At 44.9% G+C, this 11078-nt stretch carries 13 protein-coding genes; 11 read left to right on the forward strand and 2 right to left on the reverse strand.

Features of this window, described 5'->3' with window-relative positions; translation table 11 throughout:
- Nucleotides 1-51 precede the first annotated feature (51 nt).
- The 11 genes from ACY2IG_RS04035 to ACY2IG_RS04085 all read left to right on the forward strand — a co-directional run bounded on the left by ACY2IG_RS04035 (nucleotide 52) and on the right by ACY2IG_RS04085 (nucleotide 10192).
- A complete protein-coding gene (locus ACY2IG_RS04035; protein ID WP_329470221.1) occupies nucleotides 52-1707 on the forward strand; it encodes a glycerol-3-phosphate dehydrogenase/oxidase in 1656 nt (551 codons plus the stop codon).
- 146 nt (nucleotides 1708-1853) lie between these two features.
- Entirely contained in the window at nucleotides 1854-2534 is a 681-nt protein-coding gene (locus ACY2IG_RS04040; RefSeq protein ID WP_056059996.1) for a DsbA family oxidoreductase, read from the forward strand.
- 39 nt (nucleotides 2535-2573) lie between these two features.
- Nucleotides 2574-3563, forward strand: a complete 990-nt coding sequence (locus ACY2IG_RS04045; RefSeq protein ID WP_035409374.1) for a lipoate--protein ligase — start codon at nucleotides 2574-2576, stop codon at nucleotides 3561-3563.
- A 50-nt stretch (nucleotides 3564-3613) separates the two neighbouring features.
- Nucleotides 3614-4501, forward strand: a complete 888-nt coding sequence (locus tag ACY2IG_RS04050) for an SDR family oxidoreductase (protein WP_462618386.1) — start codon at nucleotides 3614-3616, stop codon at nucleotides 4499-4501.
- Between the two features lie 124 nt (nucleotides 4502-4625).
- Nucleotides 4626-6173, forward strand: coding sequence for a fatty acid--CoA ligase family protein (locus tag ACY2IG_RS04055; protein ID WP_462618387.1), 1548 nt, complete (start codon nucleotides 4626-4628; stop codon nucleotides 6171-6173).
- 66 nt (nucleotides 6174-6239) lie between these two features.
- The gene (gene mgsA / locus ACY2IG_RS04060) at nucleotides 6240-6674 is read left to right on the forward strand and encodes a methylglyoxal synthase (RefSeq protein WP_029340960.1); all 435 of its coding nucleotides are present in this window, start codon (nucleotides 6240-6242) and stop codon (nucleotides 6672-6674) included.
- A 96-nt stretch (nucleotides 6675-6770) separates the two neighbouring features.
- Entirely contained in the window at nucleotides 6771-6926 is a 156-nt protein-coding gene (locus tag ACY2IG_RS04065) for a hypothetical protein (protein WP_197026224.1), read from the forward strand.
- A gap of 134 nt (nucleotides 6927-7060) precedes the next feature.
- Nucleotides 7061-7723: a response regulator transcription factor gene (locus tag ACY2IG_RS04070; RefSeq protein WP_023467381.1), complete on the forward strand. Its 663-nt coding sequence runs from the start codon at nucleotides 7061-7063 to the stop codon at nucleotides 7721-7723.
- Nucleotides 7720-9102 (forward strand): sensor histidine kinase, encoded by a 1383-nt coding sequence (locus ACY2IG_RS04075; protein ID WP_462618388.1) that lies wholly within the window; start codon nucleotides 7720-7722, stop codon nucleotides 9100-9102. Before ACY2IG_RS04070 ends, ACY2IG_RS04075 begins: the two co-directional genes overlap by 4 nt.
- 110 nt (nucleotides 9103-9212) lie before the next feature.
- A complete protein-coding gene (locus tag ACY2IG_RS04080) occupies nucleotides 9213-9686 on the forward strand; it encodes a competence protein ComK (RefSeq protein WP_035409368.1) in 474 nt (157 codons plus the stop codon).
- A gap of 98 nt (nucleotides 9687-9784) precedes the next feature.
- Nucleotides 9785-10192, forward strand: coding sequence for a hypothetical protein (locus ACY2IG_RS04085; protein WP_023467385.1), 408 nt, complete (start codon nucleotides 9785-9787; stop codon nucleotides 10190-10192).
- Nucleotides 10193-10236: 44 nt separating this feature from the next.
- Here the strand turns inward: ACY2IG_RS04085 and ACY2IG_RS04090 are convergent, their stop codons facing one another.
- Complete coding sequence (locus ACY2IG_RS04090) at nucleotides 10237-10578, reverse strand: hypothetical protein (protein WP_029340963.1); 342 nt, start codon at nucleotides 10576-10578, stop codon at nucleotides 10237-10239.
- Between the two features lie 60 nt (nucleotides 10579-10638).
- The gene (locus tag ACY2IG_RS04095; protein ID WP_231496881.1) at nucleotides 10639-11016 is read right to left on the reverse strand and encodes a truncated hemoglobin; all 378 of its coding nucleotides are present in this window, start codon (nucleotides 11014-11016) and stop codon (nucleotides 10639-10641) included.
- Nucleotides 11017-11078 lie beyond the last annotated feature (62 nt).

Below are 11078 nucleotides of genomic sequence, written 5' to 3' on the forward strand. Positions count from 1 at the left end.
CGTGTTTGTTGTGGTCTCTTTTTTTTCGAACCTAAACAGGAGGAACTATTCATGGCTAACCAACCATTTTCAAGCAAAAACCGTGCAGATGTCTATAATCGATTAACACGTGAAGAACTCGATCTACTTGTCGTAGGTGGCGGGATCACAGGTGCGGGAATCGCCCTCGATGCGGCGTCACGCGGTATGAAGATTGGCCTCGTCGAAATGCAGGATTTCGCATCTGGTACATCTAGTCGTTCAACGAAATTAGTCCATGGTGGTCTACGTTATTTAAAACAATTCGAAGTTCAAATGGTCGCTGAAGTCGGTAAAGAACGTGCGATTGTTTACGAAAACGGCCCACACGTTACGACACCAGAGTGGATGTTACTTCCGATGCATAAGGGCGGTACATTCGGACCGTTCAGTACGTCAATCGGTCTTCGTGTCTATGACTTCTTAGCAGGTGTTAAACGTTCTGAATGGCGTACGATGTTATCTGCAAAAGAAACATTAGCAAAAGAACCACTCGTTAAACAACAAGGTCTTAAAGGTGGCGGTTACTACGTCGAGTACCGCACAGATGACGCTCGTCTAACGATTGAAGTCATGAAAGAAGCAGTCGAACATGGCGCACGTGTCGTCAACTATACAAAAGCAGAAGAAATCATCTACGATGCTGGAAAAGTCGTCGGGATGCGTGTGACAGACCTCTTGACAGGTGACGTGCATGAAATCCGTGCGAAAAAAGTCGTCAACGCGACAGGTCCATGGGTTGATGAATTACGTGAAAAAGATGGCTCGAAAGTCGGGAAACAACTTCGTTTGACAAAAGGTGTCCACGTTGTCATCGATCAATCGAAATTCCCACTCAAACAAGCGGTCTACTTTGATACACCAGACGGTCGTATGATTTTTGCGATTCCACGTGATGGAAAAGCATACGTTGGTACGACAGATACGTTCTTCGATAAAGATACAGCACATCCGAAGTTCACAGTCGAAGATCAAGACTACGTCCTAGACGCGATCCACTATATGTTCCCAGATGTTAAAGTAACAGCGGAAGATATAGAATCAAGCTGGGCTGGTGTACGTCCGTTGATCTATGAACAAGGAAAAGACCCTTCTGAAATCTCTCGTAAAGATGAAGTATGGCAATCTGAGTCAGGTCTCATCACGATTGCTGGTGGGAAATTGACTGGATACCGTAAAATGGGTGAGCACGTCGTTGATCTCGTTGCAAAACTCTTGAAAAAAGAAGAAAATGTTGCGTATGCACGTTGCTCGACGAAAAACATGCCAATGTCGGGTGGACATGTCGGCGGAGCAAAAGGATTTGCTGAATTCCTAAAAGCTCAAACAGCAACGAATGGTCTAACAACAGAGGAAGTTCAATTCTTAGCAAAACGCTACGGTTCGAACCTACCGAAAGTGCTTGAATATGCAACAGCATATGATGCTGCTACGACAGATCTTCCACGTTCTGTCTACGCACAACTTCACTATGGTATCGAACATGAAATGGTCGCTCGTCCGATCGACTTCTTCATCCGGCGTACAGGTGCTGTCTTCTTCGACATCGCTTGGGCTCGTGCTCACAAAGACGCGGTCATCGAAGAAATGAAAACTGTCTTGAACTGGACAGCAGAACAAACAGCTGCTTACACGAAAGAACTCGATATTGAGATCGAAGATGCAGCACACGCGCTTGTAACAGAATAAGCGATGAACGCACTAAAGAACCAAGATCAAAACGATCTTGGTTCTTTTTTCGCACATATTCGAATCGACCTGGGCGGAAAGATTGCAACTCTGTCTAGAGGCGACTATGCTTAATGTATGAAACTGCACAAAAGGAGAGAACACAGATGAAAGTAGAAGTATGGTCGGATTATGCATGTCCGTTTTGTTATATTGGGAAGCGTCGTTTAGAACAAGCAATTGCGAACGAAAAGTTGGATGTTGAGGTCGAATTCAAAAGCTTTGAACTTGACCCAGATGCACCAGCAGTGCCGACGCAAGGGTTATACGAAATTCTTGCTTCGAAATATGGGACGACTCTCGAACAAGCACGGAATATGTCGCAAGGTGTCGTTGATACGGCACGTCAGGAAGGCTTGCACTACGAGATGGATCGTGTCATCCCAGCCAATACATTCGAGGCTCATCGCCTGACTCAATTTGCAAAAAAACATGGTAAGATGAATGCAGTATCGGAAGCTTTGTTCACAGCTTATTTCATGAATGGAGAAGATTTGAATGACCCAGCCATTCTGACGCGGATCGCAGTAGAAGCAGGACTTGCTGAAGCAGATGTCACAGCGTTTCTCGCATCAAAAGAACTGGCGACAGATGTTCGAGAAGAAGAGGCGATGGCACAACAACTTGGTGTTCGTGGTGTACCGTTCTTCGTCTTCGACCGAAAATATGCTATTTCCGGCGCACAACCAGTAGAAGCATTCGAACAAGTCTTCACGAAGATCCGCCAAGAACAAACACTTGAAATCATCGCTGAAGGTGATGCGTGTGGTGTCGACGGCTGTAACTGATCACATTATGATTCCATCACAAAGGAGCACGAAACCCTTATGAAATTCATCTTCCATCCTGAGATTCGCGATGCGCGAATCAATCTCGCTGTCGAAGAATTCATCTTGAACAACCTGAACGTCAATGAAGAAGACTATTTCTTGTTTTATATCAACGGTCCATCCATCATCGTCGGAAAAAACCAGAACACGAATGAAGAAGTTAATTTGAAGTATGTCGAGGAAAACGGCATCCACGTCGTCCGTCGTCTTTCCGGCGGTGGCGCTGTTTATCATGATGAAGGAAACTTGAACTTCAGTTTCTTGACGAAAGATGACGGTGATTCGTTCAACAACTATAAAAAGTTCACGGAGCCGGTCGTGCAAGCGCTGCATAAACTCGGTGTCGAAGCGGAATTATCTGGACGAAACGATATTCATGTCGGAAGCCGGAAAATCAGCGGGAATGCCCAGTTCACGACAAAAGGACGGATGTTTAGTCATGGTACGCTGATGCTCGATTCGAACATCGAAGAAGTCGTCAATGCGCTTGTCGTCAGTGAAGAGAAGATGCGTTCCAAAGGCATTAAATCGGTTCGGAGTCGTGTCGCGAACATCTCGGAATTCCTGACAGAACCGTTGACGATGGAACAATTCGTCGATCATCTCCTTGCCTCGATCTATGAAGGGAAAGAGATTGAACGGTATATCTTAACTGAAGAAGACTGGGATAAAGTACGTGCCATCTCGGCAGAACGTTATGGCAACTGGGAATGGAATTTCGGAAAATCACCGAAATTCGATGTCATTCAAAAAAAACGTTTCCCGATCGGAACGATTGACTTCCGATTGAATGTCAAAAAAGGCATCATTGAAGAAGCGAAGATTTACGGTGACTTCTTTGGCGTCGAGGACGCGGAAGAAATCGCACGGGCGCTTGTAGGTACACGTTATGATCGCGCGTCTCTTCGCGAAGTGCTCGGTCGGTACGAATTGAAAAAATATTTCGGCGCCGTCGAACTTGATGAGGTGCTAGACGTTTTAGCGTAAGTCTTTATGGGAAAACTCCTTCTATCAACAGCATAGGGGGAGTTTTTTTCATGGGCTATAATAAAGATAACTTTTTAGAAGGTTCGTTGACGGACTTTATCGATTTTGAACAGATTTCAAAACAATTACCGAAGACGGAGGACGAACAACCGTTACCTTATTATGAGCGTGATGATTATAAGGCAGCAGGTAAGCTTGAAGGAAAGGTCGCAATCGTCACAGGCGGCAATTCTGGAATTGGTCGTGCTGTCTCGATTGCTTATGTCCGTGAAGGGGCAAAGGTCGTCATTGCTTTCTATGGCGATCAAGAGGGAGCAGAAGAAACGAAGGCGCGTCTTGAAGAATTAGGAGGCGAAGTCCTACTTTCTAAAGGAGATATTGGGGACGCAGACTACTGTGAAACACTTGTTCAAAAAACGATCGACCATTTCGGTCGCTTAGATATCGTCGTCAACAATGCAAGTATGCAAAAACCAGAAGATAGTCTGAAGGATATCACGGATGAGTCGATGGAGAAGACGTTCAAGACAAATATCTTCGGAATGATGCGTCTTGCCCGTGCCGCACTACCGCACCTTTCACTTGGTTCTGCCATCATCAATACAACATCTTCGACAGCATACGAGGGGAACGCATTATTGATCGACTACTCCGCTACTAAAGGAGCAATCGTTAGCTTCACGCGGAGTCTTTCAATGAATCTGGCAAAAGAGGGAATTCGTGTCAACGCCGTCGCGCCTGGTCCGGTTTGGACACCACTCATCACGGAGACGTTCCCGGATGAATCAGTCAAGACGTTCGGTAAGAATACACCTATGGATCGCCCAGGGCAACCGGCCGAGATGGCATCTGCTTATGTCTTCCTCGCCTGTAACGATTCAAGTTATATGACAGGACAGGTCCTTCACTTAAATGGTGGTGTCATCGTTAACGGTTAAAAAGAAACTCGGTGAAAACGTTTCCAAAAAGTGTTACACTATCCATACGGTCGCTTTTGACTACGTATGGATTTTTTTTACGTAAAAAATGAATAGTCATTCATTCGAAAGGGGAATTTTGCTCATGCTTGGATTGATTCAATCCGTTGAGGAGACAGCTCGAACACATCCGGACACAACGGCGTATGTGTTTGAGGACACGCAAGTCAGCTATCGTGAGTTCGTCGAGAAGTTTCACCGGGCAGCCGGCGCGCTTGAAGCAAATGGAATTCGAAAGGGCGATCATGTTGCGCTTATCTTAGGGAACAGTCCATCCTTCCTAGTCGCGTACTATGCCATCATGAAACAAGGAGCTATTGCAATTCCAATCAATCCTACATACACGCCGGATGAAATCGGGTATATCCTGATGAACGGTGATGTGAAAGGGATTTTAGGCATTGCTCCGCTTGTCGAAGCTGCAAAAGATCGTCTCGTTCATTTACCGAACCTCAAGATTGTCGTCTCTGTTCCCTATGCGGATCAGGAAGGACCAAACGAAACACATCAACAAGTTACGTTCATCACGCTCGATCGCTGGCTCGAAATCGAACATCCATTGACAGACGTGACGAATGAACTGGATGACATCGCCGTCATTCTCTATACAAGTGGGACGACAGGAAAACCAAAAGGTGCGATGTTATCGCATCGTAATCTGACGTCAAATGCGCGCTCAATCGGAGTTTATCTACACGTATCAAGTAAAGACCGGACACTTGCCGTATTACCAATGTTCCATGTCTTTTGTTTGACAGTCGTCATCAATGCTTCGCTCGCACATGGAGCCTCAATCATCATTGCTTCACGGTTTTCACCACAAGAGACGTTTGAGTTAGCGAAAAAAGAACAGGTGACGATTTTTGCAGGCGTGCCAACGATGTATAATTTCTTACTGCAAACCGTGAAGGCACATCCGGAATACGCGACCTATTTTGAGTCAACCCGTCTATTCGTCTCAGGAGGAGCGAGTCTTCCAGTACCACTCCTTGAAGCGTTTGATCAGACATTCCAGTGTCATATCCTCGAAGGATACGGTTTATCGGAAGCATCGCCCGTCACTTGTTTCAATCCGGTCGATGGTGTTCAGAAACCAGGCTCGATCGGTACATCGATCGTCGATGTTGAAAACAAAGTTGTCGATGAACTCGGACAGGAATTACCAGATGGTCAGGTCGGAGAATTGATTGTTCGTGGACCAAACGTCATGACGGGTTATTACAAGATGCCAGAAGAGTCGCAAGCGACGTTACGCGATGGCTGGTTATATACGGGTGATTTGGCTCGTCGTGATGAAGATGGTTATTTCTATATCGTCGATCGCAAAAAAGATATGATCATCGTCGGTGGCTATAACGTCTACCCACGTGAGGTCGAAGAAGTGCTCTATCAGCATCCAAATATCATTGAAGCCGCTGTTATCGGCATACCGGACGAGGAGATGGGCGAAGCTGTCAAAGCATTCGTCGTTGTCCGTGAGACGATGACAGAAGAGGAGGCGAGGACATTCTGTGGCACATCACTCGCGAAATACAAATGTCCGACACAGATTGAGTTCATCGATCGATTACCTCGTAATACGACCGGAAAGATTTTACGGACCGTGTTGAAGAAGCAACCGACGAATTCATGAGTGTTTCAAGAACTTCAGGTTTCTGAAGTTCTTTTTCTGTGCATAGACAAGAAGGAGGGGATACGAATGAATATCGCATTGATCGCACATGATGAAAAAAAAGATGAGATGATGGGGTTTACACGAGCTTATGCTGCATTCTTCAAGAAAAATACATTGTATGCGACAGGAACGACCGGGCAACGGATCATGGAAGCGACAGATTTACATGTTCATCGCTGTAAATCTGGACCACTCGGCGGTGATCAAGAAATCGGAGCCCTCGTGGCGCAAGGAAAGATCGATATCGTGATTTTTTTACGCGATCCGCTAACGGCGCAACCGCATGAACCGGACGTCTCCGCACTCATTCGATTATGCGATGTGTACGATCTGCCGCTCGCAACGAATGTCGGAACTGCCGAAATTTTAATCAATGGACTCGAACAAGGACAATTCGATTGGAAGGAGATCATTCGAAAACGTCATGAACTAGAACAAAAAAAGTTTTTAGATGATTAATTTTGTGAGAACGCTTCTCATTTTCGTTTAAGCATGCTATAGTCAGTTTGAGGATGATACTGATTATCAATTGCGATGGAAAAGGTGGCGAAGAAAATGGAGATTCTATTAATGACGGGTGTAACAGTATTGCTAGGAGGCGGCGTTGGATTTTTGACGCACGTCGTGAAAATGGAACGACGTCAACAGGTGGCACCTGCGACTTCAAAGAACGAGCAAGTAGCGTATCCAGCGCTCCGTCTCGTCAAATAATAGAAAATTTATGACTTCGCCTTTCTTTTCTTTTGAAAAGAAAGGTTTTTTTGAATTATTATCCACTCTCCCATAATTTTGCGGAATTCCTTTGATACACTGAAACAAAGCACATTAGTCGAGGAGTGAGAGCCATGCATACAATCTATTTGGTTGATGATGAAGTGAACTTGAATCGTGTACTCGTAAAGTACTTGGAACAAGAAGGTTGGCAGGTTAAATCGTTTACATCTGGTGAGGCAGCTGCTTCTGCGATCGTAGAGAAGCCAGATTTGTGGATTTTAGATATCATGCTACCGGATATGGATGGTTTTCAATTGATTAAGCGAATCAAGGCGCATGATGAAACGACACCCGTCATTTTCATTTCGGCGCGTGATGAGGATATCGATAAGATCATTGGTCTTGAGATGGGATCGGACGATTATATTGCGAAGCCGTTCCTTCCGCGCGAACTGGTCATTCGTGTCAAAAAAATCTTAGCACGTACGTATGCGACACCGAAAAGTGGAGTCATTCAATACGGCGATTATATGATTTATCCTGAGAAACGAATCATCGAGGAGAACGGTCAAGAAATTGATCTAACCTCAAAAGAGTATGATCTACTGATTTTATTTGCGACACAAATCGGGACGCCGATGTCTCGCGAGCAGATTCTCGTCAGTGTCTGGGGTGACGATTATTTCGGTTCGGACCGCGTCGTCGATGATCTTGTCCGTCGTGTCCGTAAAAAATTATCGAAACTGGAACTCGAAACGATCTATGGTATTGGCTATCGCTTGGTGTCTGCATGAAAAATCGCAGTCTCGGATTTCAGATTTGGGCGATGTTTCTGCTCGTCATCGTCACATTATCTGCAGTCATTCTCCTTGTCATCCGCTCATCGATCGGAAATTTCATCGATGAACAGGTCTATTCGACGCTTGAGAATAGTGAGGTCTTCTTCTCGAAGGATGCCTCTGTCATCGAGATGCTACAAGATAATCCGATTGAATTCGATCGTCGAAAACAAGAATCTCGATCAGTTAATATCCTATTGCTATCTAAGAACGGAAAACTTTATTACGGTGGGGCACCGCAACAACTGATCAATCAGATGTACCGTGATGCAATTGATCAAAAAACAGTTACGGCAAAGTATACGACGCGTCTTGATAAAGAAGACGTTTATTATAGTATTCGTAAAATGGAAGAGAGCGGCGAAACCTACTATCGTGTCTCTTACGTCTGGGATGCTTATCGACAAGAACTGATTACACAACTGTTTTCAAAAATCGGCTTCGTCGTCATCATCGGTAGTATCTTTACGTTATTCATTGCCTTCTGGTTGGCGCGTCGTCTAACACATCCGCTCGTCGAAATCGAAAGAGCAGTCGGGAAAATCGCGGCTCAAAAGTGGGATACACCACTTCCGCTCGATCGTGGGGATGAAATCGGTCGACTGGCACGGTCCGTCGATGCGATGCGGATGGATCTTGAAAAGCAGGATAAGGCACAAAAATCGTTGCTTCAAAATATTTCACATGATTTGAAGACGCCAATCATGGTCATTCGAAGTTATGCTCAGTCCATTTCAGATGGGATCTATCCAGATGGTGATTTAACCGGCTCCGTATCGGTCATTGATGAGGAAGCGGAACGATTAGAGAAAAAAGTGGCGGCTCTTCTTTACGTCACGAAGCTCGACTATTTCGAGCTCGATCGTTCGACGTGGGATAATGTCGATATCGATCGGATGATACACCTGCTGAAAAATCGTTTTTCTGGAACGAAGTCACTCGAATGGCATGTTAGTGGAGAAGCGGGAATCGTCCTTGGTGAAGGGGAACAATTACGAGTTGCACTCGAAAACGTCATGGACAACGCGATTCGTTATGCTGAAACACAAATTGACATCCGACTGTCTGGGACAGCGGATCAGGTTCATATCGAAATTGAAAATGATGGACCGCCACTTGATGACTCTTCGCCCTTGTTTCATCAATTTTCACGGGGCAAAGAAGGGAAGTTTGGGCTTGGTCTTTACATTGTCAAAAGGATCGTTGAGCGTCATGATGGTACGGTAGCAATTGAGAATCGCCCTGCGGGAAATGGAGTCGGGAAAGTTTGTGTGATTTTTAATTTCCCACGTCACTTTATTGAACAAGAGGAAAAAAAGCAAGAAGAATTTTAAAAACGGGATCCTAGGATCTCGTTTTTTTCATTAGGAAATAATCGGTATACTCATGCAGAGTAGAAGGAAGTTTGATATAACCAATATAATTCAGGAAGGGAGTGAAGGAGATGTCATACCCAGTTACGGAAGAAACGTTAGCTTTGATTCCACGATATGGTCAATATGGTGAACCACAGACACTTGTCATCAAGGAGCATTCGGAAAGTATTTTAGAGGGTCATCCGATTAAGTTGATTGAAGAATCCTGTTTATATTTTGGTTCATCGATGCGTGGACGGATCGAAGCAGCGCGACATATTCTTGGTCCGAACCGAAAGACACCTGTTTTAGTAGATTGGCAGGCACAAACGATATTTTTTCCGACGACCGCAAAAGAAAAGGCGGAATGCATTTGGATCAATTTCAAGCAAATGAAGACTGTTCAAAAAAAGTCTGGAAAAGTACAGGTAGAGTTTCAGACAGGTCAATGTATTGATACGGACGCATCCGCATACAGCATCGAACGGCAACGAATCAAAACGTTGGAACTGGCGTATGAAATGCAACGGCGCTTCCAATTGCCGGAGTTTAAGAATCGATGAAAAGTGGAAACACATAACAGGAATCTTACTTATGTAAGGAGAAAGAAGTAGAGAGAGAAATCATAGGGAGGTGAAGCGGTAACTTTTACCGCGACACGATGAATGAATCATATGAATGGTTAAATCGCCGAAAATTGCAGCCTGGATTTGGTGCGACAGGTGGCAGACGCTTTATCAGTTCTCGCATCGTACGTCCGGAAAATACACCGGGTAAACGAATCAAAGGAATCAAACGCGCGCGACAACTAGTCGTCGATGATGCCGGAAATCGCCGTTGGGTCACGAAACGAATCGTTGTGACGGATGCTGCGAAGCATGTCACGATGAATCGTCGAACATCGATCGCCTTAAAAGAGACGAATGAATCGCGACTTGAACAAGTCAAACAAAAACTAGCATCTAATAAAAAAGTCTTACTTCCAATCTTGGCGGCAACAGGAATCGCTGTCGCAGGTGGCGTTCTTGCCTATGTCCTTCGTCGGAAGAAAAAACAATCCGATCAATAAAAAAGAAGCCGTTCTCCAGTTGGGAGGACGGCTTCTTTTATGTCTTAAAGGAATCGTTTCCGTAAAGAAGTCGAAAGTGCTTTGTCTGCGATTTCTTCTAGTTCCGTCAAGTTCGTCGGATCAAAGCTATCATTGTAGAACCGACCTACAAAGTCGACACGGTCGTAATCGAGTTCCTTGAAAATCAAGTGTTTATGATCGTCATAAAAAACGACACGGTAGTAATCAGAACCGCGTTCAAGGGTGACGAGACCTTTGATATGGTCCAATTTTTTTTGTTCTTCGGTTTGTTCTTCTTCGAGTGTATCGTCCTCGTTCGTCGATGCTTCTGCTTGCTCAATCGCATTCTTTACGAGTTCCGGTCGTTGTTCTTGTTCTTCCGTCATGTTATATCGCCTCCATTTATTATTTTACATGGAAATGGACAGATGAGAAAGAAAAATCCCTCAGTCCATCTGGTGTGCTTCGCAAACACGTAAGACATTCGTTGCGCCAATCCGTAATCGCTCGAGGAGTTGGAGTCGCGCTTCTTCATTTGGAATCGTATCAAGAGAAGCTATTTCCATCAGTTCCAACCAACGGATGGCATGCTCTTTTTGAATCGGCAATAGCCGGTGAATCATCGCTAAACTCGTCGGCGGTTGATTCGGATCGCGTGGACCTCCTGTCATTTGGGTCAAGAAGGCGAATTGTGCCTGTTCGACACGGTGTCGATCATCAGGGAATAACGGACGCAATAAGGAATCATGGTAGACTTGATGATAGAACGAATGAATCAAAGAGGTGAGTACTTGCTCGCCTCCAAGCATTTCATAGAGCGACAAAAATCATCACCTGCCTTACATTAGGATGTGTTCTGATTATAGCAAATCCATATCGAAAAGAC

It is taken from the genome of Exiguobacterium sp. EF_C8, assembly GCF_054956715.1.